The 23271-nt window shown below is 72.2% G+C and carries 25 protein-coding genes, 1 tRNA gene and 1 riboswitch; of the genes, 7 read left to right on the top strand and 19 right to left on the bottom strand.

Going from position 1 to position 23271, the window contains the following annotated elements; all coding sequences use genetic code 11:
- Positions 1–252: 252 nt before the first annotated feature.
- The 7 genes from I5Q34_RS00895 to I5Q34_RS00865 all read right to left on the bottom strand — a co-directional run bounded on the left by I5Q34_RS00895 (position 253) and on the right by I5Q34_RS00865 (position 6397).
- A complete protein-coding gene (locus I5Q34_RS00895) occupies positions 253–660 on the bottom strand; it encodes a hypothetical protein (RefSeq protein ID WP_199890122.1) in 408 nt (135 codons plus the stop codon).
- A 135-nt stretch (positions 661–795) separates the two neighbouring features.
- Positions 796–1653, bottom strand: coding sequence for a fumarylacetoacetate hydrolase family protein (locus tag I5Q34_RS00890; RefSeq protein ID WP_199890121.1), 858 nt, complete (start codon positions 1651–1653; stop codon positions 796–798).
- 114 nt (positions 1654–1767) lie between these two features.
- Positions 1768–2520: a YidC/Oxa1 family membrane protein insertase gene (locus I5Q34_RS00885; protein ID WP_199890120.1), complete on the bottom strand. Its 753-nt coding sequence runs from the start codon at positions 2518–2520 to the stop codon at positions 1768–1770.
- 86 nt (positions 2521–2606) lie between these two features.
- Positions 2607–2924: a DUF6412 domain-containing protein gene (locus tag I5Q34_RS00880; RefSeq protein WP_199890119.1), complete on the bottom strand. Its 318-nt coding sequence runs from the start codon at positions 2922–2924 to the stop codon at positions 2607–2609.
- A gap of 49 nt (positions 2925–2973) precedes the next feature.
- Positions 2974–4500 (bottom strand): sodium:solute symporter, encoded by a 1527-nt coding sequence (locus tag I5Q34_RS00875; protein WP_199890118.1) that lies wholly within the window; start codon positions 4498–4500, stop codon positions 2974–2976.
- A complete protein-coding gene (locus I5Q34_RS00870) occupies positions 4497–4694 on the bottom strand; it encodes a DUF3311 domain-containing protein (protein WP_199890117.1) in 198 nt (65 codons plus the stop codon). The genes I5Q34_RS00875 and I5Q34_RS00870 overlap by 4 nt, the downstream gene beginning before the upstream one ends.
- A gap of 410 nt (positions 4695–5104) precedes the next feature.
- The gene (locus I5Q34_RS00865; RefSeq protein ID WP_234428228.1) at positions 5105–6397 is read right to left on the bottom strand and encodes a DUF445 domain-containing protein; all 1293 of its coding nucleotides are present in this window, start codon (positions 6395–6397) and stop codon (positions 5105–5107) included.
- 249 nt (positions 6398–6646) lie between these two features.
- Between I5Q34_RS00865 and I5Q34_RS00860 the strand changes: the two genes are divergently transcribed.
- Positions 6647–7981: an SGNH/GDSL hydrolase family protein gene (locus I5Q34_RS00860; RefSeq protein WP_199890115.1), complete on the top strand. Its 1335-nt coding sequence runs from the start codon at positions 6647–6649 to the stop codon at positions 7979–7981.
- Positions 7982–8316: 335 nt separating this feature from the next.
- On the opposite strand, the gene I5Q34_RS00855 is transcribed toward I5Q34_RS00860, so the two are convergent.
- Genes I5Q34_RS00855 through I5Q34_RS00845 form a run of 3 tightly spaced genes read right to left on the bottom strand, consistent with a single transcriptional unit; the run spans position 8317 to position 10915 of the window.
- A complete protein-coding gene (locus I5Q34_RS00855; RefSeq protein WP_199890114.1) occupies positions 8317–9279 on the bottom strand; it encodes an ATP-binding cassette domain-containing protein in 963 nt (320 codons plus the stop codon).
- A gap of 3 nt (positions 9280–9282) precedes the next feature.
- The gene (locus I5Q34_RS00850; protein ID WP_277965278.1) at positions 9283–10122 is read right to left on the bottom strand and encodes an ABC transporter permease; all 840 of its coding nucleotides are present in this window, start codon (positions 10120–10122) and stop codon (positions 9283–9285) included.
- Positions 10115–10915 (bottom strand): ABC-2 family transporter protein, encoded by an 801-nt coding sequence (locus I5Q34_RS00845; RefSeq protein WP_199890113.1) that lies wholly within the window; start codon positions 10913–10915, stop codon positions 10115–10117. Before I5Q34_RS00845 ends, I5Q34_RS00850 begins: the two co-directional genes overlap by 8 nt.
- Positions 10916–11229: 314 nt before the next feature.
- On the opposite strand from I5Q34_RS00845, the gene I5Q34_RS00840 reads away from it, so the two are divergent.
- The gene (locus I5Q34_RS00840) at positions 11230–13512 is read left to right on the top strand and encodes a transglycosylase domain-containing protein (protein ID WP_199890112.1); all 2283 of its coding nucleotides are present in this window, start codon (positions 11230–11232) and stop codon (positions 13510–13512) included.
- A gap of 313 nt (positions 13513–13825) precedes the next feature.
- On the opposite strand, the gene I5Q34_RS00835 is transcribed toward I5Q34_RS00840, so the two are convergent.
- The 3 genes from I5Q34_RS00835 to I5Q34_RS00825 all read right to left on the bottom strand — a co-directional run bounded on the left by I5Q34_RS00835 (position 13826) and on the right by I5Q34_RS00825 (position 14997).
- Positions 13826–14146 carry a multidrug efflux SMR transporter gene (locus I5Q34_RS00835; RefSeq protein WP_199890111.1) on the bottom strand — a complete coding sequence of 107 codons (321 nt, stop codon included), beginning with the start codon at positions 14144–14146 and terminating at the stop codon, positions 13826–13828.
- A gap of 35 nt (positions 14147–14181) precedes the next feature.
- A riboswitch (guanidine-III (ykkC-III) riboswitch) is annotated at positions 14182–14242 on the bottom strand.
- Between the two features lie 34 nt (positions 14243–14276).
- A complete protein-coding gene (locus tag I5Q34_RS00830) occupies positions 14277–14579 on the bottom strand; it encodes a co-chaperone GroES (RefSeq protein WP_048831771.1) in 303 nt (100 codons plus the stop codon).
- A 97-nt stretch (positions 14580–14676) separates the two neighbouring features.
- Positions 14677–14997, bottom strand: coding sequence for a DUF3618 domain-containing protein (locus I5Q34_RS00825; RefSeq protein ID WP_199890110.1), 321 nt, complete (start codon positions 14995–14997; stop codon positions 14677–14679).
- Positions 14998–15292: 295 nt separating this feature from the next.
- Between I5Q34_RS00825 and bcp the strand changes: the two genes are divergently transcribed.
- Positions 15293–15760 carry a thioredoxin-dependent thiol peroxidase gene (gene bcp, locus I5Q34_RS00820; RefSeq protein ID WP_199890109.1) on the top strand — a complete coding sequence of 156 codons (468 nt, stop codon included), beginning with the start codon at positions 15293–15295 and terminating at the stop codon, positions 15758–15760.
- Here the strand turns inward: bcp and I5Q34_RS00815 are convergent.
- Entirely contained in the window at positions 15757–17058 is a 1302-nt protein-coding gene (locus tag I5Q34_RS00815) for a sensor histidine kinase (protein WP_374192946.1), read from the bottom strand. The genes bcp and I5Q34_RS00815 overlap by 4 nt on opposite strands.
- Positions 17058–17585 (bottom strand): hypothetical protein, encoded by a 528-nt coding sequence (locus I5Q34_RS00810; protein WP_199890108.1) that lies wholly within the window; start codon positions 17583–17585, stop codon positions 17058–17060. The genes I5Q34_RS00815 and I5Q34_RS00810 overlap by 1 nt, the downstream gene beginning before the upstream one ends.
- Before the next feature lie 287 nt (positions 17586–17872).
- On the opposite strand from I5Q34_RS00810, the gene I5Q34_RS00805 reads away from it, so the two are divergent.
- From I5Q34_RS00805 to I5Q34_RS00795, 3 genes are all read left to right on the top strand, one after another.
- On the top strand, positions 17873–18295 hold the full coding sequence (locus I5Q34_RS00805) for a hypothetical protein (RefSeq protein ID WP_199890107.1): 423 nt from the start codon (positions 17873–17875) through the stop codon (positions 18293–18295).
- Positions 18288–19289 carry an HNH endonuclease signature motif containing protein gene (locus tag I5Q34_RS00800; protein WP_199890106.1) on the top strand — a complete coding sequence of 334 codons (1002 nt, stop codon included), beginning with the start codon at positions 18288–18290 and terminating at the stop codon, positions 19287–19289. The genes I5Q34_RS00805 and I5Q34_RS00800 overlap by 8 nt, the downstream gene beginning before the upstream one ends.
- A 52-nt stretch (positions 19290–19341) precedes the next feature.
- A tRNA-Leu gene (locus tag I5Q34_RS00795) sits at positions 19342–19425 on the top strand.
- A 69-nt stretch (positions 19426–19494) separates the two neighbouring features.
- Here I5Q34_RS00795 and rdgB read toward each other — a convergent pair.
- The 4 genes from rdgB to I5Q34_RS00775 form a co-directional block, all read right to left on the bottom strand.
- Positions 19495–20097 carry an RdgB/HAM1 family non-canonical purine NTP pyrophosphatase gene (gene rdgB, locus I5Q34_RS00790; RefSeq protein ID WP_199890105.1) on the bottom strand — a complete coding sequence of 201 codons (603 nt, stop codon included), beginning with the start codon at positions 20095–20097 and terminating at the stop codon, positions 19495–19497.
- Positions 20098–20147: 50 nt separating this feature from the next.
- The gene (locus tag I5Q34_RS00785; RefSeq protein WP_199890104.1) at positions 20148–20546 is read right to left on the bottom strand and encodes a hypothetical protein; all 399 of its coding nucleotides are present in this window, start codon (positions 20544–20546) and stop codon (positions 20148–20150) included.
- 81 nt (positions 20547–20627) lie between these two features.
- Positions 20628–21359, bottom strand: coding sequence for a ribonuclease PH (gene rph, locus I5Q34_RS00780; RefSeq protein ID WP_199890103.1), 732 nt, complete (start codon positions 21357–21359; stop codon positions 20628–20630).
- Positions 21360–21435: 76 nt separating this feature from the next.
- The gene (locus I5Q34_RS00775) at positions 21436–21765 is read right to left on the bottom strand and encodes a PTS glucose/sucrose transporter subunit IIB (protein ID WP_267911899.1); all 330 of its coding nucleotides are present in this window, start codon (positions 21763–21765) and stop codon (positions 21436–21438) included.
- Positions 21766–21861: 96 nt separating this feature from the next.
- Here I5Q34_RS00775 and I5Q34_RS00770 point away from each other — a divergent pair, with 96 nt between their 5' ends.
- Complete coding sequence (locus I5Q34_RS00770; RefSeq protein ID WP_199890101.1) at positions 21862–23172, top strand: PTS transporter subunit EIIC; 1311 nt, start codon at positions 21862–21864, stop codon at positions 23170–23172.
- Positions 23173–23271: the final 99 nt, after the last annotated feature.

Below are 23271 nucleotides of genomic sequence, written 5' to 3'. Positions count from 1 at the left end.
CAGCAGGAAAGGGCTTGTGGACCCAGGTGCTCCTCAGGTGGACCCTGGTACCGCTTCGCAGTCCGGCGGCATGGACACGGGCACGGGTCGCCGAGCTGCGCAGCGGGGGGCGCGGAGCGGGTGGCCGAAAGTCCGGCCGCGATTCCGTCAGCGGTGACGGCGCGGCCGACGCGGCCGGCCAATCCCGCGTTCGTCGGACGTCCGGTCGTCCACAAGCACGCTGCCGTCCTCGACGCCCCCCACAGGCGGGCGTCACCCCTCCACCCGCGACCGGTACAGCACCCCCAGCGCCAGCCCCGACCCCAGCAGCACCAGCCCTCCGCCCACGGCCATGTTCCCGTCCATCGGCGGGCCGCTGTGACGCGGGATGCCGTCGTCGGACGAGCGGACCGCCGTCAGCGGCGCGACGGTGATCGGGTAACGGGCGCGCGCCGACGGGTCCGTCGGAAGGGCCGTGGGGGCGGCGTACGCCCAGTCGTCGTGGTCGGCGTCGGAAGAGGCCGGCGCGCCGCCGACGCACGCCCCCGGCGCGCCCGCCGCGCAACGCGCCGCGGCACGTCCGTCCGGGGCGCCCGACGCCGTGAAGGCGCAGAGCAGCAGCGCGCCGCTGACCGTCGTCACGAGGACCGTCGCGGTCGCGGCCAGGGTCGCTCTGGCCATGGGGCGGGCCCTGAGACGGGCCCGGCGAATACTGTGCCGCATGTCCGAAAATAAGCACACGGGAACCGACCCCCTCGGGCAGCACACGCGCCCGTTCCCCCGAACGCACCGCTCCGCCGGTGCGCGAGCGCCCGGTTACCCGTCCTTGAACTGCTGCCGCTGACCGCCCAGGCCCTCGATCTCGAGTTCGACGAGGTCGCCGGAGCGGAGGTAGGGCTTGGGCTCGGGTCTGCCGAGGGCGACGCCCGCCGGGGTGCCGGTGTTGATGACGTCACCAGGGTAGAGGGTCATGAACTGGCTGATGTAGCGCACGAGATGAACAACAGTGAAGATCTGGTCGGCGGTGCTGGAGTCCTGCACCGGCTCGCCGTTGACCCGGGTGCGGATGGCGAGCGCCTGGGGGTCGGGGACCTCGTCGGCGGTGACGAGCCAGGGGCCGAGGGGGTTGAACGTCTCGCAGTTCTTGCCCTTGTCCCACTGACCGCCGCGTTCGAGCTGGTACGCGCGTTCGGAGACGTCGTTGCTGATCGTGTAGCCGGCGACGCAGGCGAGGGCGTCCTCGTCGGTCTCCAGGCGGCGCGCCGTGCGGCCGAGGACGACGGCGAGCTCGGCCTCCCAGTCGGTCTTGCGGCTGCCGGGCGGGATGAGCACGGTGTCGTCCGGGCCGACGACGGTGTCCGGCGCCTTGAGGAAGAGGGCGGGTTCGGCGGGCGTCCGGGCGCCCAGCTCCGCCACGTGGCCGTGGTAGTTGAGGCCCACGCAGACGATCTTGCCGATCCGGGCGACCGGCGGGCCGACGCGCAGGCCCACCGGGTCGAGCCGGGGCAGGATGCGGGCGCCGACGGCGGCCCGTACGCGGTCGAGGACGGACGCGTCGCCGAAGAGGGCGCCGTCCACGTCGGGGACGATCGAGGAGAGGTCGCGCAGGGCGCCCTCCCCGTCCAGCAGTGCCGGACGTTCCGCCCCCGCCGGGCCGACTCGGAGCAGCTTCATCGGTACAACCACCCTCCGGAATGTCGGCACAACTGATTGATCCTCCAAGAACCGAGGGGCGATCGGCAAGGGCCGTTTCGGTCTATGGACGGCGTCCGACCCATGCTCGAACGGTCAGGACGGGACAGAAACCCGCTCGTCTCCCCGGAGTTCGGCCGGAGCGCGGTGGAGGTACGCGCGTTCCACCGCCGACCACAGTGTCGTCGTCACCACGTACAGCCCTGCCGCGAGCGGCACGACCGCGACCGTGATCAGCGTGCCGAAGGACAGCAGCGGGGTGATCCGGGCCATTGCCGCCATACCCGGCGGCTGCGTATCACCCGCGGCCGGTGCGGGGGCCGCGGCGGCCGCCTTGCGGGCGCGCCGGTACGTCCAGGTGGCGACGGCCGCGACGATCGCGAACAGACCGAGATAGACGAGGCCGTGGGCCCCCAGCGGGCCGCCGGATCCGAGCGCGTCGGCCCAGCGGTCGCCGAGCGGGGCGCCGAGCAGGGTGTGGTCGAGCAGGTCGCCGCCGGATCCGGTGGAGAACAGGTGGTACATCACGTAGAAGACGGGCAGTTGGGCGAGCGTGGGCAGGCAGCCCGCCACGGGGGACACGCCCGCCTTCTTGTGGAGCTCGACCGTGGCGCGCTGCAGCTTCTCGGGGTTCTTCCCGTGCTTGCGGCGCAGCTCGGCCAGTTGGGGCGCGAGCGCGGACCTGGCCCGCTCGCCGCGGGCGGCGGACCGGGCGAGGGGGTGCAGGGCGAGCCGTACGCACAGGGTGAGGACCACGATGGCCGCGGCCGTCGCCGAGGCGCCGAAGACGGGGTCGAGCGCGTCTGCCAGTGAGGAGAGGAGCGCGCCAAGGGGTGCGAAAAAGGACATGGTTGAGCCCTCCACGGGTCTCGTCGTGCCGGAATGCGGTATCGGCGTGACGAGCCGCGACGCAGCTCGGTGGAGAAGGAGAGCGCCTACGCGGCCGTCGGGAGGGGACGACCGGGTGCCCGGGGCCGTCGACGGCCCCGCCCGTCGGGATCGCGCTGGGCGAGGAAGGCGGTGCGCAGCTCCCTGTCGCGTATCGCGGTGCGTATGCGCGTCGGGGGGAGCGGGCCCGTGCGGACGGCGGAGGCGAGCGTCGCGCACAGCGTCAGCGCCGCTCCCACGGTCGCCGTCGAGGCGACGGCGACCGCGCCGGCGAGCAGGCTCAGCAAGCCGCTCTCGACGAGCAGGAGTTCGGAGAGGACGGCGAGGAGCACGGCGACGTGCGTCCGTACGACGCGGTTGATCATGCTCCCCCCTCGGCGCGCTCGCGTTTGATTCGTTCAGTCGTTCCCGATACTAGACGCCGCCACTGACAGCCGCGCCCTCCGGGTGCGGTTCCGGGTGCGGATCGCTCGCCAGCACCTCGGCGTCCGGCCGGTCGTCCGCCGGTTTCGGGCCCAGCCAGGACACCGCGAGCGCGACCACGAGGTTCACGCCGAGGGCCAGCGCGCCCGCGTTCACGCCCCACAGCGGGTCGTGCTCGGTGAAGACCAGCGCGCAGACCAGCGCGCCGCCCACGACGAGGCCGCTCAGCGCACCCCACAGGGTCAACTTCCGCCACACCAGACCGAGAAGGATCATGGGGACGAGCTGGGCCATGCCCTCGTAGGAGATGAGGGAGAGCCGGACGAGCGTGTTGGGCGCGGCGTACGTCAGGGCCAGGGCCAGCGTGCCGGCCGCGACCACCACGGTCTGCGCCGCGAACCGCTGCCGCCGTGGGCGCCCGTCCAGCGCGGGGATGAGGCCGAGCACGCTCTTGCCCCACATCGTGCCGATGACCAGCATGAACACGGCCATGGGGACGATGGACGACAGCGCGGCGGCCACGCCGACGAGGCCGACCAGCCAGGCCGGGAGCGAGTCCACGACCAGCTTGAACAGGGCCAGGTTGGAGCCGGCGCCGGTCAGGCCGGGGACGACGAAGAGGGCGGCCATGCCGAGCAGCATGGGCACGAACAGCAGCACGTTGTAGAACGGCAGCAGGACGGCGTTGCGCCGCAGGGCCTCGGCGTTGCGGGCGCCGAGGTAACCGGCCACGGTGGTCGGGAAGATGACGACGGTGAGCGAGTTGAGGAAGCTCGTCGTCGCGAACCAGGTGCCGCCCAGGCCGCTGCCGCCGTGCCCGCTGAGGGTGAGCCACTCGGGCTTCTCGGCCACCAGCCGGTCGAGGAAGGGGCCGTAGCCGTCGAAGTAGTGCGCCGGGACGTAGATCGCGAGGAACGCGAGCGTGCCGATGACGAGCACGTCCTTGAGGACGGAGACCCAGGCGCTGCCGCGCAGTCCGCTGACCACGACGAAGGCCGTGGTGACGGCGAAGGCGATGAAATAGGCCCAGTCGAGGCTGATCGCGCCGTAGGAGATGGTCGAGACGACGACGCCCATGCCGGTGATCTGGAGCTGGATGTAGGGCAGCAGGCAGACGGTGGCGAGGATCGCGACGACGGCGCCGAGCCAGGGGCGGCCGTAGCGGTGGGCGACCATGTCGGTGATCGAGACGAGGCCGTGCTCGCGGGCGTACGACCACAGGGTCGGGCCGACGACGTAGCCGATCGCGTAGCCGCAGGAGAGGTAGGCGATGACGTAGAGGACGGGGGCGCCGAAGTTGTAGCCCCAGCCGGCCGCGCCGAGGTAGCTGAAGCTGGTGTAGCCCTCGCCGGCCATCAGCACCCAGATCATCACCGTGCCGAGGCTGCGGCCGCCGACGGACCACTCGGTGATGCCGCCGCCGGCGCCCCTGCCCCGGACGGCGAGGAGGCCGAGGGCGACGGTGAGGAGCATGAACGTCGCGAAGACGGTCGTCGCGACGGTGGAGTCGCCGCTCATGCCCGGCCTCGTTTGCGGTCGGCCCGCCGTGCCAGGAGGACGGCCACCGGGGTGAGGAGGGTGGCCAGCAGGAGCCAGAAGAAGAGGAAGGGGAGGCCGAGGACGGTGGGGTGGACACGGTCCACGAGGGGGAGGGCTCCCAGGTAGAGGGCGTAGGGGGCCAGGAGCCAGAGGAGGGCGGGACGTTTCTGCACGGGGGCAACCCTAGGTTGCGGGTGGGGGGCCTCTTTCTCCCCGCCCCGCCCTTTCACCGTTTCCCGGGGCGGGGCCCCGGACCCGTGGGCGCGGCTCCGCCACGCGGAGGGCGGGGGCTCCGCCCTCTGCGCCCCCACCAGGGCTCCGCCCCTGGACCCCGTGGCGGGGGGTGCGCCCTCGCGCCACTCGCATCGCCCTCCGGGCGATGTCCTCGAACTCCCCGGAGGGGGCGACCCCCGGACGGGCTGGTTCGGCCCGGCCCGGACCACGCCCTCTGCGCGGGGGCTCCCCCGCAACCGCGCTCCGCGCGGTCGTCCTCAAACGCCGGACCGGCTCACATCGCGGCTCCGCCGCTCGTCCTCGAACTCCCCGGAGGGGGCAACCCCCAGACGGGCCGGAACGGGTTCCGTCACGCCCCCACCATCCTCGACGCCGTATAGATCAGCAGGCCCGCCAGCGCGCCCACCACCGTGCCGTTGATGCGGATGAACTGGAGGTCCCGGCCGATGTGGGCCTCGATCTTGCGGGAGGTCTGTTCCGCGTCCCAGCTCGCCACCGTCTCGGTGATCAGGGACGTGATCTCGTCCCGGTACGTCGTCACCACGTGGACGGCCGCGTCCTCCAGCCAGCCGTCCACCTTCGCCCGGAGCTTCTCGTCCGAGGACATGCGGGCGCCCAGCGAGAGGATCGCGGCGCGGGCGCGGACGCGCAGTTCGCTGCGTTCGTCCTCGGCGGCGGCCACGACCATCGCCCGGACGGAGGCCCACGCCGAGGCGATCAGGTCCTGCACCTCGCCGCGTCCCAGGACCTCCGACTTCAGGCGCTCCACGCGGGCGCGGGTGTCGGGGTCGGACCGGAGGTCGCGCGCGAAGTCCGCCAGGAAGCGGTCCACCGCGCCGCGCGCCGGGTGGTCGGGCATGTCACGCATCTCGGTGACGAAGCGCAGCAGCTCCTTGTAGACGCGCTCACCGACCTTGCGGTCCACGAAGCGCGGCGTCCAGCCGGGGGCGCCACCGGAGACGGCCTGCATCACCGAGTCCCCGTGCGTGACGAGCCAGTCGCGGGCCCGGACGCACACCAGGTCCACGACCTTGCGGTGGCCGCCGTCGGTGACGATGCGCTCCAGCATCCGGCCCAGGCCCGGCGCGACCTCCTGCGCGTCCGCGCGGCGGGTGATCGCCTCGCCGACCACGGCCTGGACGTCCGCGTCGCGCAGCACCCGCAGGGCGCCGCGCAGCGCGGTCGCGAGTTCGGCCGTCACCCGGTCGGCGTGCTCGGGCTCCGCCAGCCAGGCACCGAGGCGGGAGCCGATGCCGACGGCGCGCAGCCGGCGCCGCACCACGTCGGAGGAGAGGAAGTTCTCCCCCACGAACTCGCCGAGGCTCTGGCCGAGCTGGTCCTTCTTGGTGGGGATGATCGCCGTGTGCGGGATGGGCAGGCCCATCGGGCGGCGGAAGAGCGCGGTGACCGCGAACCAGTCGGCGAGCGCGCCGACCATGCCCGCCTCGGCGGCGGCCGCCACGTAGCCCGCCCAGGGGCCCGCGCCGGCCGACTGCGCCCATTTGGCGAGCGCGTAGACGAGGGCGACGGCGACGAGGAGCCCGGTGGCGATGGCCTTCATCCGGCGCACGCCACGGCGCTTGAGGGCGTCCGCCTCGCTGTAGGTGAAGGCGGCCACATCCTCGGAGTCGAGCTGCCTCATCCGTACCACCCGTTCACGCTGTCCCCTCTCGTTCGGGAAAGCCATTGTCTCCGCGGGCCCCCTACGGACGACTCGGGGAACGTCCCCGAAGTTCCCCCCGTCTTCCCCGGTGCTCCGGTTCCCCGGTGCTCCGGCCGTCCGGACCTTCCCCGGCGCCCCGTGGAATCATGAAACCCGGTGATCGTTCCGTGAGGGCACCCGTGCGGCCCCTCCCGGCGCCCTCCGCCGTCCGTCCCAGGAGACCCAGCGATGACCAGTCCCCCGTCGTCCCGCGGCACCGTGCTCGCCGCGGTCGCCGCGCTGGCCGCCGTCGTGACGCTGGTCTCCGCCGCGGTCCTCCTCGGGACGGCGGGCGGGCGCGGCAAGGACGACCGGGCCGCCGCGCCCGGCCGGACGCCGGAGGCGGCGCCGGCCTCCGCCGGTTCGTGGACGGGCACCTGGGCGGCCGCCCCGGCCGCGGCCGAGCCGCGCACCGGACGGAACGGGCTGGCCGGCACGTCCATCCGCAACGTGATCCACACCAGCGTCGGCGGCACCGGGGCCCGCGTCCAGCTCTCCAACCTCTTCGGCAACCGGCCGCTGCACATCGCCCACGCCTCGATCGCCGTCTCCGCCGGGCCGGGCACGGCCGCGGCGGTGCCCGGCTCCATGCGCCGGCTGACCTTCGGCGGCCGGACCGCCGCGGTCGTGCCCGCCGGGCGGGCCGCCTTCAGCGATCCCGTGCCGCTGCCCGTCGCCCCCGCGTCCGACCTGCTGGTCACGCTGTACTCGGCGGCCCCCTCCGGCCCGGTGACGCTGCACCCGCACGCCCGGCAGCTGTCCTGGCTGGCCCGGGGGGACCGGACGGAGGACGCCGGCGGGGCGCGGTACGCGACCCGGACCGCGTACTGGCGGTACGTCACCGCCGTCGACGTCTGGGGCACCCAAGCGGCGGGCGCGGTCGTCGCGATCGGCGACTCCATCACGGACGGCGTCACCTCGACCGCCGGCGCCAACCAGCGGTGGACCGACCACCTCGCGGCCCGGCTGCGCACGGAACGCGGCGCTCCGCGCTACGGAGTGCTCAACACCGGCATCAGCGGCAACCGCATCCTGCTGAGCAACCGCGGCCGGGCCCCGGCGAACAACCCCGGCGCGCTGGACCGCTTCGACCGCGACGTGCTGGACCGTACGGGCGTACGGGCCGTCGTGGTCGAGCTCGGCGTCAACGACATCCTGCGGCGGCCGCAGCAGTTGGACCCGCGGCGGATCCTCGCCGGGCTGCACCAGCTGGTGGCGCGGGCGCACGAGCGCGGGCTGACGGTCGTCGGCGCGACGCTGACCCCGTTCGGCGGGCACCTCGGGGTCGTGCCCCGGCAGGAGACGGTGCGGCTGGCGGTGAACGCGGAGATCCGGGCGGGGCGGGTGTTCGACGCGGTGGTGGACTTCGACCGGGTGCTGCGGGATCCGGCGGACCCGCAGCGGTTGCTGCCGGCGTACGACAGCGGGGACCGGCTGCATCCGAACGACGCGGGGTACCGGCGGATGGCGGGGGCGGTGGATGTGGGGGTGCTGGGGAGGGGTGGGGTGGTGGCGGGTTTGTGAGGGTGCGCCCGGGGTCGTGCCGGAGGGAGGATCCCCAGCCCCGCCCTTTCACCGTTTCCGCAGGGGCTGCGCCCCTTCACCACCCGCGGGGCGGGGGTGTGGCGGCGCGGGTCGCGCCGGGCCCGCGCTCCGCGCGGATGAGCGGGGCCCCGCCCCTGCACCCCGCCGGGGGCTCCGCCCCCTGGACCCCGGTGCGGGGCCTGGCCCTTGGCCCCCGCTTCGGGAGCTCACCCCCTGCACCCCCATGGAGGCCTCGCCCCCTGCACCCCACCGGGGCTTCGCCCCTGCACCCCCACGGGGGCCTCACCCCCTGGCCCCCTGCGGGGCTTCGCCCCCTACCCCCCGCCCCTCCCCCCGTACAACCGAGCAATCACCTGCTCGATGTCCGGCTCCCGCACCGACAGGTCCACCAGCGGGTACCGCTCCGCCACCGCCGCCACCACCGGTGCCGCCGACCCGCCGGCCGGGAAGGCCAGCCACTGCCGCGGGCCCTCCACCCGTACCACCCGCGCCCCGGGCACGTCCCGTATCGGCGGCAACTCCCGTTCCAGGTCCACCACGAGCATCCGCTCGCTCTCCCCCACCGTGTGCAGGCCCTCCAACGCGCCGTCGTAGACGAGCCGTCCGTGGTCGATGACCATCACCCGGCGGCACAGCTGCTCGATGTCCGTCAGGTCGTGCGTGGTGAGCAGGACGGTCGTGCCGCGCTCGGCGTTGACGTCGCGCAGGAAGCCGCGCACCTTCGCCTTGCTCACCACGTCCAGCCCGATCGTCGGCTCGTCGAGGTAGAGCACCTCGGGGTCGTGCAGCAGCGCCGCCGCGATGTCGCCGCGCATGCGCTGGCCGAGCGAGAGCTGGCGGACCGGGACGTCCAGCAGCTGTGCCAGGTCCAGGAGTTCGACGCAGCGCTCCAGGTTGGCGCGGTAACGGGCATCGGGGATCCGGTACATGCGGCGCACCAGGCCGTACGAGTCGCGCAGCGGCAGGTCCCACCACAGGGTCGTGCGCTGGCCGAAGACCACGCCGATGCGCCGGGCGAGGCGCGTGCGGTCGCGCGACGGGTCGATGCCGGCGACCCTCAGCCGGCCCCGGCTGGGCACCAGGATGCCCGTGAGCATCTTGATCGTCGTGGACTTGCCCGCGCCGTTGGGGCCGATGTACCCGACCATCTCACCGCGCGGCACCCGGAAGCTGATGCCGTCCACGGCCCGCACCTCGCGTCGCTCCCGGCGCAGCAGCCCCGCCCGCCGCCGGACCTCGAACACCTTCTCCACATCGGTGAGTTCGATCAGTGTCATTCCTCAACTCCCCGTGCTCCGATAGCTCCTGAGTCCCGCCCGCCACGCCAGTCCCGAGAGCGCGAGCAGCAGCAGGGCGACCGCCGGTCCGCAGAACGCCACCCACCCGGGCAGGTGCAGCGGGTCGTCGCGGCCCAGCAGCCACAGCGCTGGCAGCCAGTTGACGAAGGCGAGGGGGACGACGAAGGTCGCCCCGCGCACCAGCTCCTTCGCGAAGACCGTCGGCGGGTACTGCAGCAGCGTGCAGCCGCCGAACGTGAAGGAGTTCGACACCTCGGAGGCGTCGGACGCCCAGAACTGGAAGGCCGCGCCGGCCAGGAAGACCGCGGCGAAGATCACCGCCCCGGTCACCACCATCACCACCGCGAACAGCACCCGCCCCGGCGTCCACTCCACATCCACCCGCGCCACGCCCCACCCCAGCACCACCGCCCCCTGACCGATCCGCCCGACGCGGCGCAGCGCGAACCGGTCGGCCGCCACCTGGACGAACACCGGCACCGGACGGACGAGGAACTGGTCGAACGTGCCGTCGCGCACCCGCCGCCCCACACGGTCCGCGTTGCCCAGCAGCAGGTCGGCCAGCCCGAAGGAGGTGCAGGTCGACCCGTAGAGCAGCGCGACCTCCGGGAGGGTGAAGCCGCCCAGCGCGTCGATGTGCGAGAACATCAGCAGGATGGCGACGAAGTCCAGCGCGCTCACGGCGAAGTTGCCCAGCGCCGTCAGGGCGAAGGACAGCCGGTACGCCATCGTCGAGCGCACCCACATCGCGGCGATCAGACCGTACGACCGCAGGGCGTGCGCCCACCGCTCGGCCCACCGCTCGGCCGACCACTCACCCACCCTGGACCACCACCTTCCGTGTGGCCCTCGCCTGCATCAGCCGCCCCAGGGCCAGCAGGAGCACCGCCCACCCCGCCTGGAAGGCCAGCGCGCCCGCCGCGCCCGGCCCGGCGTGCCGGCCGAGCAGCACGTCCACCGGCACCTGGAGCATCGCCGCCCACGGCAGCGCCCGGGCCACCTCGCCGAAGAGACCCGGAAAGACGTTCAACGGCAGCAGCGAGCCGGAGAAGAACAGGCACAGCAGCTGACTGGCCACCGCCACACCCGCCCCGTCCAGCAGCCAGAACGCGCACAACCCCACCAGGTAGTGCACGGCGAAGGCGACGACGACGGCCAGCAGCACCGCGCACAGGAACAGCAGCCACCGCAAGGGGTCGGCGGGCAGCGCCAGTTCGAAGCAGAGCGCGCCCGCGACCAGCGGCACCACCCCCCGGCCCAGCAGCTGGAAACCGGCCCGGCCCAGGTCCGCCGCCAGCCACCACAGTTGCAGGTCGGCGGGGCGGTAGAGGTCGACGGCGATGTCCCCGTTGCGGACCCGCTCCTGCAACTCCTCCTGGAATCCGCCCCCGAGCAGCGAGACCGTCGCCAGCAGCGCCTGGCTGACCCAGACGAACGTCAGCGCCTGCGCCCGGTCGTAGCCGCCCAGGTGCGGGCGTTCGTGCCACAACGCGATGAACGTATAGGCGAGGACGAAGCCGAAGACCGTGTTGGTGAAGACACCGGCGGCGGTCGCGATCCGGTACGTCGCATACCGGCGGAAGCCGCTCACCGCGACCGCGGCGTACAGCCGCATCCCGTCCCCCCTCGGCTCGTTGAACCTTGTTAGTCCGCCGCCCGGCCGGGCCGTCACCCGAAACGCAGGAGCGTAGCCGTACGTCCCAGTCCGGAGCCACGCATTTGTCACCCCCCGGTGTGGTCGGCCTCACCCGAACGGCCCCACCGCACCGCACGGGGTGCGCTGGACCCCTCCGGCCGGGACGCGTGATGCGACAGTGCTTCCGGGGCGCGCTCGGCAGCGTTTCCCCGGGTGCGAGGACCGCCTGACACGACCACGACACCGCTGCGCCGCGGCCAACCCCGGCAACGGGCCGAGGAGTTCCAGGAAAGATGAACGAGCAGTCACAGCAACGGGCCCGTGACCGGGCTGCCGGCCCGCCGCCGCGCTGGGCGCCGAGAGGCGAGGCCGCCCGCCCCCGCAAGCGCACCGGATGGCGTCGGCTGTTGCCGACGTGGCGCATGGTGCTCGGGGCGTTCGTCCTGGTCGTGCTCCTCGTCGCGGGCGGCCTCATCGCGGGCTACACCCTGGTCAACATCCCGGCGGCCAACAAGGCCGCGACCGCGGAGAGCAACGTCTTCCTCTACGCGGACGGGAGCCAGCTCGCCCGCGACGGCGAGGTCAACCGGGAGAGCGTGCCGCTCAGCCGCATCCCCAAGAACGTCCAGCACGCGGTGCTCGCCGCCGAGGACCGGGACTTCTACTCGGAGTCGGCCGTCAACCCCGAGGCGATGGTCCGCGCGGCGTGGAACACCGTCACCGGCAAGGGCAAGCAGTCCGGCTCCACGATCACCCAGCAGTACGTCAAGAACTACTACCTCGGCCAGGAACAGACCATCAGCCGCAAGGTGAAGGAGTTCTTCATCGCCATCAAGCTGGACCGCGAGTCCAGCAAGGACGACATCCTGGAGGGCTACCTCAACACCAGCTACTTCGGCCGCAACGCCTACGGGATCCAGGCCGCGTCCCAGGCGTATTACGGCAAGGACTCCGACAAGATCGACACCGCGCAGGGCGCCTACCTCGCGACGTTGCTCAACGCGCCGAGCGCGTACGACGTCGGGACCCACCCCGAGAACAAGCCGCGGGCCATGGCCCGCTGGAACTACGTCCTCGACGGCATGGTCAAGAAGGGCTGGCTCAGCCCCGCCGAGCGCGCCTCCCTGAAGTTCCCGGCGCCCGGCAAGTCCAGGCCGCGGCTGGGCATGTCGGGCCAGCGCGGCTACCTCGTCGAGGCGGTCAAGGACTACCTCACCAATAACAAGATCATCGATGAGCAGACCCTGGCCGCCGGCGGCTACCGGATCACCACGACCATCGACCGCAAGAAGCAGGACGCCTTCGTCAAGGCCGTGAAGTCCGAGCTGATGGACGAGCTCAGCGACTCCCGGAAGGTCGACTCCTATGTCCGCGCCGGCGGCGCCTCCGTCGAACCGAGGACGGGGAAGGTCGTCGCCCTCTACGGCGGCATCGACTACACCAAGCAGTACGTCAACAACGCCACCCGCCGCGACTACCAGGTCGGTTCGACCTTCAAGCCCTTCGTCTTCACCTCGGCCGTGCAGCACGGCTCCACCACGCAGTCGGGCCGGCCGATCACCCCCAACACGATCTACGACGGCACCAACAAACGGCAGGTCATCGGGCCGGACGGGCCCGTCGGCTACAACCCCGCCAACGAGGACGACCGCAGCTACGGGCCCATCACCGTCACCAAGGCGACGGACCTGTCGGTCAACGCCGTGTACGCGCAGATGGCCCAGGACGTCGGCCCCGGCAAGGTCAAGGCCACGGCCGTCTCCCTCGGCGTCCCCGAGAAGACCCCCGACCTGACCGCCTCGCCGTCCATCGCGCTCGGCCCGGCCACGGCGAGCGTCCTGGACATGACCCAGGCGTACGCCACGCTCGCCAACCACGGCCGGCACGGGCCGTACACCCTCGTCGAGAAGGCCAGCAAGGGCGGCGAGAACCTCCAGCTGCCGAACCGCAACGAGAAGAAGCAGACCGTGCCGCGGGACGCGGCGGACACCACCACGTCCATCCTGCAGAGCGTCGTCGACAGCCCCGGCGGCACCGGGGCCGCCGCCCGCAACTCCGGGCGGCCGTCGGCCGGCAAGACGGGCACGGCGGAGGAGGACAAGGCCGCCTGGTTCGCCGGGTACACGCCCGATCTGGCGACCGTGGTGGCGGTCATGGGGCAGGACTCCGACAGCGGGGAGCAGAAGTCGCTCTACGGGGCGACGGGGCTGCCGCGCATCAACGGGGGCGGCTACCCGGCGCGGATCTGGGCCGAGTACACGGCGGACGCGCTGGAGGGGACGCCGGCGCGGGACTTCGACCTGGAGCTGCAGGAGGGGGCGGGGACGCCGCCGCCGGAGCCGCCCGTGACGTCGGCGCCGCCGCCGGTCACGTCCGCTCCGCCGACGACGTCCGAGCCGCCGCGGCGGCCGCCGACGTCGTCGTTCGCGCCGCCCCTGCCGCCGACGGCGCCGCCGGCCCCGCCGACCGGGCCCCCGACGGGCCCGCCGTCGCTCCCGATCATCACGCTCGGCCCGAATCCGGGGCGGGAGGGGCGGGGCGGGGAGCATCACGATCTGCTCGGGTACGACTACTGAGGGCGGGGGTGGGGTGGGGGATTCTGCCCCGCCCCGCCCTTTCACCGTTTCTTCCGGGCTCCGCCCGGGCCTGGCACGGCGCTTCGCGCGGTGAGCGGGGCTGCGCCCCTGCACCCTGGGGGCCCGCGCTCGGCCCGGGCGGGCGGAGGCTCCGCCCCCTGCACCCCTGCCGGGGCTTCGCCTCTGGCCCCCTTTGCGGGGCTGCGCCCCCGCGCCCCGCTTCGGGGCTCCGCCCCGGACCCCGCGAAGCGCCGTGCCAGGCCCGGGCGGAGCCCGGAAGAAACGGTGAAAGGGCGGGACCGGGGCAAACCCCTCAATGACCCGACGTCGCCTTCAAACCCACCACCGCCACCAACAACAGCACCACGAAGAAGATCCGCGCCGCCGTCGCCGGCTCGCCCAGTACGCACATGCCGAGCACGGCCGCTCCCGCCGCCCCGATACCGACCCACACGCCGTACGCCGTGCCGATCGGCAGCGAACGGGCCGCCTGCGACAGCAGGATCATGCTGGCCACGATGCCCGCGACCGTGAACACGCTCGGCCACAGCCGCGTGAAGCCCTCGGTGTATTTCATCCCGATCGACCAGCCGACCTCGAGCAGGCCGGCGACGATCAACAGAACCCATGCCATGACGGACGGCACCTCCGGAAGTGATTCGCTTCAGGGGTGCGTCGTCTTGTCCTGACCCGGTACGGCGCGTCTCGTCGGGATACGACCAGGCTACCCGCTACAGGTCCCTGCAGGGTCCCTGCAGGTCCCGCTACAGGTAGAGGCCCGTCGAGTCCTCCGAGCCCTCCAGCCGCTCCGCGGCCACCGCGTGCAGGTCCCGCTCGCGCATCAGCACGTACGCCACGCCCCGGACCTCCACCTCGGCGCGGTCCTCCGGGTCGTAGAGGACCCGGTCGCCGGGCTCGACCGTGCGCACGCTCTGCCCGACCGCGACGACCTCGGCCCAGGCCAGCCGGCGGCCCACCGCCGCCGTCGCCGGGATGACGATGCCGCCGGTGGACCGGCGCTCGCCCTCGGGAATGTCGGTCCGCACCAGCACCCGGTCGTGGAGCATCCGGATGGGCAGCTTGTCGTGGGTCGTGTTCGTACTCACGCCACGACGTTACCCGGCCGGGCGGGTCCGCGGCGCCGCAGGTACCGGCGCCGGCCCGTTACGCCTTGTGACGCTTGGACGAGACCGTCAGCAGCCCCACCACGCCCACGGCCAGCATCGCCGCCGGGACGATCCGCTCCAGCCGGGGCACGCCCTCGTCCGTCATGAACTGCGACCGCACATCGGCGATGACCCGGTTCGCGAACGCACAGGCCCGGCCCGCGGTGTGATCCACCTTCGAGGCCACCTTCGCCTTCGCGTCACCGATGATCGTGCTCGGATGCATCCGCACCCCGATCTCGTCCAGCGTCGTGGCGAGCTCGCTGCGCCTGCGGGCGATGTCCGCCTCGATCTGCGCAGGGGTCCTGGCTTCCGGCACCGCGCTGCCTCCGTCGTCTCATCAGAGTGATTTACGAGTGATGACAACAGTCTGTCAGCTCCTCCGGCACGACGCCCCACGGCACCCCCGCCCGGCGCGCTGGCTAGGGTGTGTCCGACGGCGCGGTACGGGTCCTGCGGCGCCCGGTACGCGGGTGATACCCCGCCTTGCGGTGCTCCCCCGGCTACCGCTGGGAGGTGCCGTGCCGGCGTCGCAGGATCCGCACCGCCCCACAGAACACACCTGGGCTCGGGCCCCGCACCACGCGCACCAGCGACCACCCCTGAGGAGAGCCATGAGCACGCGTCTGTCGCCCGGCGACACCGCCCCCGACTTCACCCTCCCCGACGCCGACGGCCGGCCGGTCTCCCTCGCCGACCGCAAGGGCCGCAAGGTCATCGTCTACTTCTACCCGGCCGCGCTGACCCCCGGCTGCACCAAGCAGGCCTGCGACTTCACCGACAACCTCGACTTCCTCGCCGGGCACGGCTACGACGTGATCGGCGTCTCCCCGGACAAGCCCGAGAAGCTCGCGAAGTTCCGCGAGAAGGAGGAGCTCGAGGTCACCCTCGTCGGCGACCCCGAGAAGAAGGTCCTGGAGGCGTACGGCGCCTTCGGAGAGAAGAAGCTCTACGGCAAGACCGTCACCGGCGTCATCCGCTCCACGGTGATCGTCGACGAGGAGGGCAAGGTCGAGCGCGCCCTCTACAACGTCAAGGCCACCGGCCACGTCGCGAAGATCATCAAGGACCTGGGGCTCTAAGCACCCGGGGCTCCGACGACGCGCGGCCCCGGTCCGTCCTCGGCCTCCTCGGCCCCCGGCCCGTCCTCGGTCTCCGGCAGGTCGAGGACGGCCTGCGCGCCCCCGCCCGCCGCCGAGCCGAACTCCAGCCGCGCGCCCAGCACCGCCGCCTGGCCCACCGCGATCGTCAGCCCCAGCCCGTGCCCCGTGCCGCGCTCCGGCGCAGCCGTGCGGAACCGCCGCGGGCCCTGGCTCACCAGCTCCGGCGGATAGCCCGAACCGTGGTCCCGGACCACGATCCGGGTGCCCTCCACCCGCACCTCGATCGGCGGCTTCCCGTGCTTGGCCGCGTTGGCCAGGACGTTCACCAGGATCCGCTCCACCCGGCGGGCGTCCGTCGCGACGATCCGGCCCTCGCCGACGACCTCCACGGCCACGTCGTGCACCCCGCGCTGGCCGCGCGCCCGCTTGACGATCCCGCGCACCAGCGACGGCAGCTCCACCGCGTCCAGCTGCGCGCTCTCCACCCCGGCGTCCAGCCGGGACACCTCCAGCAGGTCCTCCACCAGCGCCCGCAGCGTCTGCGCCCGCTCCTGCACCATCTCCACCGCCCGCGGGTGCGGCAGCAGCTCCGCCGACGCCACCAGGCCGGCCACCGGCGTCCGCAGCTCGTGCGCCACGTCCGCGGTGAACTCGCGTTCCGCCTCCACCCGGGCCGCCAGCGCGGTGGCCATCGCCCGCACCGAGCGCTCCAGCTCCGCCACCTCGTCACGGCCGGCCGGTCCCGGCCCGGAACCGCCCGGCGCGGGCTTCTCCCCCGCGGCGATCCGCCGCGCCTCGGCGGCGCTGTGCCGCAGCCGCCGCGACAGGCCCTGCGCCACGAACCACCCCACGACCGCCATCAGCACCACGGTCCCCGAGCCCGCCACCAACAGGGCCCAGTCCAGAGCCCGTTGCAGCGGGTCGCGCTTGGGGTAGGACGCCTGGATCGACAGCACCTTGCCGGCGCCGACCCCCGTCGCCGCCCACACCCGGGGATCGCTCCCGCCGCTGATGTACGTCCCCGAACGCCCCTGGGCCACCGCCTTCGCCAGCGGTGCCGGCAGCTTCGCGTCGTCCAGCTGCGCGCCCAGCGACAGCTGCCCCTCCCGCTGGTAGAGCTGCAGCGCCGAGCTCAGCTGGCTGTCCTGCTGCGCCCGGGCCTGCTGTTCCCGCTCCAGGCCGGAGATGTGGTGGACGGCCAGCCCCAGCACCACGACGGCCAGCGCGGTGACGGAGGAGATCGCGAGCGCGATCCGGCCGCGGATACCCATGCCCATCACGCGATCGAGTACGTCTCCGTCGTCTTCCCGGCCGGGGTCAGGCCGGTGTACGCCACCTCCAGGGAGGTGAACGCCGTCATCCCGTCCACCGTCCGCGGCGCGGAGAGCGTCAGCCGGGCGGGGAACGAGGTGCGCGCCGAGCCGTTGGCCCCGCTCGACACCTGCACGACGCCGTACCCCTCGGCACGGTCCGTGGAGTACTCGTCCCATTCGATGTCACTGGCCACCGTGGCGCCGGTGGCACAGGTCAGCGTGATGATCTTCGGCTCCCGCAGCGGCTCGCCGTACCCGCAGTCCCGCACGCCCGGCAGCTCACCGGTCCCGCCGACCTCCACGGCCGCCGACCGGTCGGCCCGCTCCTTCTGTGCCTTCTCCGTCTTCGGGGCGTCGGACACCGCGCTCGCCCGGTCCACCCCGCGTCCCACCCACAGTCCGCCGAGCAGCAGCACGGTCACCCCTCCGAATATCACCAGAAGGGTGCGCACGCTGGCCCGCCGACGACGGGTTACGGCACGGTCGGTCATCGGGCTCTCTTCCTCGGTTCGCTGCGCGTTGTCCTCCGCTGTGAGGGACGGGGAAATCAGCGGGCGCGTTCCCTCAAGGGGACACGCGGTTGGCGATCGGGGTTCATGTGTGACGCGTCGCACACGCGAGGGCCGTAACTCGTTCACGAGTACGCCCGTTGCTCCACGCGAGGCCGCCAGGAGGGCGGCCGTACCCAGCAACGGACCGCCGCGACACGGGCGGGAACGGGGTACGGCCGTCACGGCCGTGCCCGGGTTCCGCCGACGCGCGGCACGGGAGGGAAATCGTGCCGGTCAAGTACACCTGTCAGGCGCTCGTCGAGGCCGCGCGGACCTGCTCGTCGTACGACGAGGTGGTCCGCCACTGCGGCACCGAGCCGACAGCGGGGAGCAGACGGTACGTCCGTGACCGCATGACGGCACCCGGCATCGACACCGCGCACTTCACAACTGCGCGGGTGCGGCACACGGAGGAGGCGCTGCGTGCGGCCGTCGCCCTGTCCACAAGCATGAAGGAGGTCGTCCGCCGCCTCGGCATCAATCCCGTCGGCGGCAACCAGGCCCACATCGGGCGGAGGGGCGCCGCGCTCGGCATCGACACCTCCCATTTCGTCGGGAGGGAACAGCGACCGCAGGTCCGGCTTATGCTAGGTGCGCCATCAGGGCCTGGGAGCTACGCGACTCGGGCAGAGGACCGAGCGCATGGCTGACCCCTACGACCGCAATACTCTGGCTTCCGCCGCTGCGGCCTCAACCAGTTGGGCAGATCTCATGCGCAGGCTGGGCATGAAGGCGAGCGGCGGCAGACGCCGAGTGCTCCAGGAAAAGGCCGCCGCCCACGGCATCGACACCAGCCACTTCAAGCGTCGGAGCCCTTGGCACAGGTACACCGATGAGGGCATGGCCGCCGCCGTAGCCACGTCCACAACCCTGTGCGAGGTGGCGCAGAAGCTGAGGGCAAGGCCGACGACAGGAGCACTCTCGCACATCCGGCGCAGAATCGACGCCGCAGGCATCGACGTGAGCCACTTCCCCGGACTGAGCCGTCCTCAGTTCGATTTGCCGATCATGCTTCAAGAGCTGAAGGCCGCTGCCGCCTCGGCAACCAGCATCAGGGATGCGGCGCGCCACCTCGGAGTCCCGGACAACGGCCGTTCCCGTGCGGTTCTCGCCCGCATGCTCAGGGAGTCGGGTACCGACACCAGCCACTTCCGTAACGCACGCCTCGCCCTGCCCGAGGATCGCCTGCGGGACGCTGCGGCCAAGGCGACCAGCTTCGCCGACGTGATGCGCACGCTTGGACTGCCGGTGAACGATACGAACCATAGGCGCGTGCGTCGGCGGTGCTTGCAACTCGACCTGGATACATCCCACTTCAAGCGGAAAACCTGGGGTCCCGTCCGCACCGCCGAACCGAGGCGCATCGCCGAGCAGGTGCTCCGCATCTCCCCGCAAGGCTCACCGCGCGTGAACCGCGAACGGCTCCATCGGGCACTCGGCGAGGTCGGCCGCCCCTACCAGTGCGCTTCGTGCGGCAACGAGGGCACATGGCTCGGCAAGCGGATCACCTTGCAGATCGACCACGTCAACGGCGACTGGCTCGACAACCGTTCGGAGAACCTCCGCTACCTCTGCCCCAACTGCCACGCCTTGACGGACACCTGGTGCCGGAATCGCCGACGGAAGCGGTCGATCGAGGTGTGACCCGTCCCGTTGCCCCTTCCAGCCGCCAGCCCAGTATCATGGCTGGCGGCTAGCGGCGGTGGCGCAGTGGCGACGCAGCAGACTTAGGATCTGTGGCCGGTGAAACGGCTTGAGGGTTCGAATCCCTTCCGCCGCACACAAACGGCCTGCGAATCGAAAGTGCGATGCGCAGGCCGTTTCTCTGTCCGGAAGAAGCCGAAGCGGCTCAGCCCAACAACTCCCGCACCACCGGCACCAACCCCCGGAACGCCTCGCCCCGATGGCTGATCGCGTTCTTCTCCGCCGCCGTCAGCTCCGCGCAGGTGCGCACCTCGCCGAGCGGCTGGAGGATCGGGTCGTAGCCGAAGCCGCCGGTTCCCGACGGCTCGTGGCGGAGGGTGCCGCGCAGGCGGCCCTCGACGACGCGCTCCGTGCCGTCGGGGAGGGCCAGGGCGGCGGCGCAGAAGAAGTGGGCGGTCCGGTGCTCGTCCGCGATGTCGGAGAGCTGGGCCAGGAGCAGCTCCAGGTTGGCCCTGTCGTCGCCGTGGCGGCCGGACCAGCGGGCGGAGAAGATGCCGGGCGCGCCGCCCAGGACGTCCACGCACAGGCCGGAGTCGTCGGCCACGGCCGGCAGGCCGGTGGCGCGGGCGAGGGCGTGCGCCTTGAGGAGGGCGTTCTCGGCGAAGGTGACGCCCGTCTCCTTGACGTCCGGGATCTCGGGGTAGGCGTCCGTGCCGACGAGTTCGACGTCGAGCGCGGCGTCCGCGAGGATCCGGCGCAGCTCGACGATCTTTCCGGCGTTGCGGGTGGCGAGGATCAGGCGGTTCATGGGGCCCGATTATTCACGGGCGCCCCGGCCGCCCGCCGCGCAGGCATCGGTCAGCCCGCCGCGCAGGCCTTGGTCAGGGAGTCCGCCGCCTTGGTCAGGTGGCTCACGTCGGGGCGCTCGCCGTCGCCGATGCTGTCCTGGATGTCGTCCACGGCGACGGTCAGTTCGACGGTCGCGTCCTTGACGTCGGAGTCGCCCTCGGTCTCGGTCTGCTTGGTGACCTTGCCCAGATCCCGGTTGATCCTGTCGATGAACTCCTGGGCCGCCTGCGGGTCCTTGGAGTCGTCGCGGATCGCGCCGCGGAGGTCGTCGACGTCACCGCCGAGGTCCTCGGCGAGGGAGGCGCAGTCCACCGCCTTCGCCGCCTGGGAACACCCGGAGACGGCGGGTACGGCGAGGACGGCGGCGAGTGCCGCGGCGGCGGCGGTGCGGTGGCGGCGCGAGGCCATGGGACGGTTCCCCTCCGATGGGCTTCGTTGCCCTGTGCTTCGTGGGGTACGAGCTGGCTGCCGTACCCCCACGAATGGTAGCTACAGCGTCCGCTCCAGGGCGTCGCGCTGTGCCTCGGTCAGCCCGGCGCAGCCCTTGACGGCGAGGTCGAGGAGAGAGTCGAGCTCGGCGCGGTCGAAGGGCTGGGCCTCGGCGGTGCCCTGGACCTCGACGAAGCGGCCGTCGCCGGTGCAGACGACGTTCATGTCGGTCTCGGCGCGGACGTCCTCCTCGTAGCAGAGGTCGAGGAGGGGGACGCCGTCGACGATGCCGACGCTGACGGCGGAGACGGTGCCGGTGAGCGGGTGGCGGCCGTGCTTGACCAGCTTCTTCTTCTGGGCCCAGGCGACGGCGTCGGCGAGGGCCACGTAGGCGCCGGTGATGGCGGCGGTGCGGGTGCCGCCGTCGGCCTGGAGGACGTCGCAGTCGAGGACGATGGTGTTCTCGCCGAGGGCCTTGTAGTCGATGACGGCGCGCAGGGAACGGCCGATGAGGCGGGAGATCTCGTGGGTGCGGCCGCCGATCTTGCCGCGGACGGACTCGCGGTCGCCGCGGGTGTTGGTGGCGCGCGGCAGCATCGCGTACTCCGCGGTGACCCAGCCCTCGCCGCTGCCCTTGCGCCAGCGGGGGACGCCCTCGGTGACGCTTGCGGTGCAGAAGACCTTGGTGTCGCCGAAGGAGACGAGGACGGAGCCCTCGGCGTGCTTGCTCCAGCCGCGCTGGATGGTCACGGGGCGGAGCTGGTCGGGCGTGCGGCCGTCGATGCGAGACATGCTCATGAGCCTATAGGCAAGCCGAAGGGCCCCGTTCCGTTCCGGATCCGGGGCCCTTCCGCAGGAGCTCAGCGGCTCACATCATGTCCTCGATGTCGGCGGCGATCGGGTCGGCGTCGGTGCCGATGACGACCTGGATCGCGGTGCCCATCTTCACGACGCCGTGGGCGCCGGCGGCCTTGAGCGCGGCCTCGTCGACGAGCGCGGGGTCCACGACCTCGGTGCGGAGACGGGTGATGCAGCCCTCGATCTCCTCGATGTTGCCGATCCCGCCGAGCCCGGCGACGATCTTCTCAGCCTTGGTGGCCATGTGCACTCCTGTTGTCTCGGCCCTCGGCGGTCCCGCCGACCGGCTTTCACACGGTAGACCACGTTCAGAGCAATTACGTGGGCGTTTGCCCGCCATCTGACGAATGATGGCGGCCACCGGGCCCTGCGCTCCGGAGGACCGAACCGCACCCCTAAGTGGTCTACACCAGTATGCCAGTCGGGAGGACGCAAGATGAGCGCGGAGGCCGCGGCGGGACGGCAGCGCAAGCGCCTGCAGGGGCTTCTGCAGGGCCTGCAGAAGATGGGCCGCAGCCTCCAGCTGCCGATCGCGGTCCTCCCGGCCGCCGGGATCCTCAACCGGCTGGGGCAGCCGGACGTCTTCGGCAAGGACGGCCTGGGCTGGACGGACGTGGCGAAGGTCTTCGCCGGCGCGGGCGGCGCGCTGCTGGACTCCTCCCTCGGACTGCCGCTGCTGTTCTGCGTGGGCGTGGCCATCGGCATGGCGAAGAAGGCGGACGGCTCGACGGCGCTCGCCGCGGTGGTGGCCTTCCTCGTCTACTTCTCCGTCCTCCACCAGTTCCCCGAGGACTGCCCGCGGACCACGACGTTCTCCGGTGCCGGGCTGTGGAGCGGGGTGTGCGTGACCGGGACGGGCGCGGCGACGCTCGCGACCTTCCAGAACCCCGGGGTCTTCGGCGGCATCGTGATCGGCCTGCTGAGCGCCTGGTTCTGGGTGCGCTTCCACCGGGTGCGGCTGGTGGACTGGCTGGGCTTCTTCAACGGCCGCCGGCTCGTCCCGATCATGATGTCGTTCGTGGCGCTGGTCTTCGCCGTCGTCTGCCTCTTCGTCTGGCCGCCGGTCGGCGACGGGCTGACGAGCTTCAGCCGCTGGCTGACCGACCTGGGGCCGACGGGCTCGGGCATCTTCGGCGTCGCGAACCGGGCGCTGCTGGTGGTGGGGCTGCACCAGTTCCTGAACACGTTCATGTGGTTCCAGTTCGGCTCGTTCACCAAGCCGGACGGGACCGTGGTGCACGGCGACATCAACCGCTTCCTGGCCGGCGACCCGACGGCCGGGCAGTTCACCTCGGGCTTCTTCCCCATCATGATGTTCGCCCTGCCCGCGGCGGCGCTGGCGATCGCGCACACGGCCCGGCCGGAGAACCGGAAGATGGTCGGGGGAATGATGCTGTCGGTGGCTCTGACGTCCTTCGTGACGGGTGTGACCGAGCCGATCGAGTACTCCTTCCTCTTCATCGCCCCCGCGCTCTACGCTGTGCACGCGCTGCTCACCGGGGTGTCGATGGCGGTGACGTGGGGCCTCGGCGTGCACGACGGGTTCAGCTTCTCGGCAGGGCTGATCGACTACGTGATCAACTGGGGGCTGGCGACCCGGCCGTGGCTGATCATTCCGATCGGCTTCGCGTTCGCGATCGTTTATTACGCGGTGTTCCGCTTCGCGATCGCCAAGTTCGATCTCCCCACGCCGGGGCGCGAACCGGAGGAGATCGCACAGGAGATGGAGCGCGAGAAGGTGGAGTAGTCCAGGGCCTTCCGGGTGCGGTTCTTGTGAACCGTCCGTGAACCGCCCCACAGTCCCCGTGTGTCACAAGCCACCGCTGTTGACGGATTCCTTTATGCC

Origin of the sequence: Streptomyces sp. AV19 (assembly GCF_015999245.1) — a bacterium.
GTDB lineage: Bacteria > Actinomycetota > Actinomycetes > Streptomycetales > Streptomycetaceae > Streptomyces.
This window is presented reverse-complemented; position numbering and strand designations above follow the sequence as displayed.

Bases quoted from the DNA above. Each gene is read 5' to 3' on its own strand.
- I5Q34_RS00895 (WP_199890122.1), bottom strand. From the start codon at position 660: ATGGCCAGAGCGACCCTGGCCGCGACCGCGACGGTCCTCGTGACGACG.
- I5Q34_RS00890 (WP_199890121.1), bottom strand. From the start codon at position 1,653: ATGAAGCTGCTCCGAGTCGGCCCGGCGGGGGCGGAACGTCCGGCACTG.
- I5Q34_RS00885 (WP_199890120.1), bottom strand. From the start codon at position 2,520: ATGTCCTTTTTCGCACCCCTTGGCGCGCTCCTCTCCTCACTGGCAGAC.
- I5Q34_RS00880 (WP_199890119.1), bottom strand. From the start codon at position 2,924: ATGATCAACCGCGTCGTACGGACGCACGTCGCCGTGCTCCTCGCCGTC.
- I5Q34_RS00875 (WP_199890118.1), bottom strand. From the start codon at position 4,500: ATGAGCGGCGACTCCACCGTCGCGACGACCGTCTTCGCGACGTTCATG.
- I5Q34_RS00865 (WP_234428228.1), bottom strand. From the start codon at position 6,397: ATGAGGCAGCTCGACTCCGAGGATGTGGCCGCCTTCACCTACAGCGAG.
- I5Q34_RS00860 (WP_199890115.1), top strand. From the start codon at position 6,647: ATGACCAGTCCCCCGTCGTCCCGCGGCACCGTGCTCGCCGCGGTCGCC.
- I5Q34_RS00855 (WP_199890114.1), bottom strand. From the start codon at position 9,279: ATGACACTGATCGAACTCACCGATGTGGAGAAGGTGTTCGAGGTCCGG.
- I5Q34_RS00845 (WP_199890113.1), bottom strand. From the start codon at position 10,915: ATGCGGCTGTACGCCGCGGTCGCGGTGAGCGGCTTCCGCCGGTATGCG.
- I5Q34_RS00840 (WP_199890112.1), top strand. From the start codon at position 11,230: ATGAACGAGCAGTCACAGCAACGGGCCCGTGACCGGGCTGCCGGCCCG.
- I5Q34_RS00835 (WP_199890111.1), bottom strand. From the start codon at position 14,146: ATGGCATGGGTTCTGTTGATCGTCGCCGGCCTGCTCGAGGTCGGCTGG.
- I5Q34_RS00830 (WP_048831771.1), bottom strand. From the start codon at position 14,579: ATGCTCCACGACCGGGTGCTGGTGCGGACCGACATTCCCGAGGGCGAG.
- bcp (WP_199890109.1), top strand. From the start codon at position 15,293: ATGAGCACGCGTCTGTCGCCCGGCGACACCGCCCCCGACTTCACCCTC.
- I5Q34_RS00815 (WP_374192946.1), bottom strand. From the start codon at position 17,058: ATGGGCATGGGTATCCGCGGCCGGATCGCGCTCGCGATCTCCTCCGTC.
- I5Q34_RS00810 (WP_199890108.1), bottom strand. From the start codon at position 17,585: ATGACCGACCGTGCCGTAACCCGTCGTCGGCGGGCCAGCGTGCGCACC.
- I5Q34_RS00800 (WP_199890106.1), top strand. From the start codon at position 18,288: ATGGCTGACCCCTACGACCGCAATACTCTGGCTTCCGCCGCTGCGGCC.
- rdgB (WP_199890105.1), bottom strand. From the start codon at position 20,097: ATGAACCGCCTGATCCTCGCCACCCGCAACGCCGGAAAGATCGTCGAG.
- I5Q34_RS00785 (WP_199890104.1), bottom strand. From the start codon at position 20,546: ATGGCCTCGCGCCGCCACCGCACCGCCGCCGCCGCGGCACTCGCCGCC.
- rph (WP_199890103.1), bottom strand. From the start codon at position 21,359: ATGTCTCGCATCGACGGCCGCACGCCCGACCAGCTCCGCCCCGTGACC.
- I5Q34_RS00775 (WP_267911899.1), bottom strand. From the start codon at position 21,765: ATGGCGGGCAAACGCCCACGTAATTGCTCTGAACGTGGTCTACCGTGT.
- I5Q34_RS00770 (WP_199890101.1), top strand. From the start codon at position 21,862: ATGAGCGCGGAGGCCGCGGCGGGACGGCAGCGCAAGCGCCTGCAGGGG.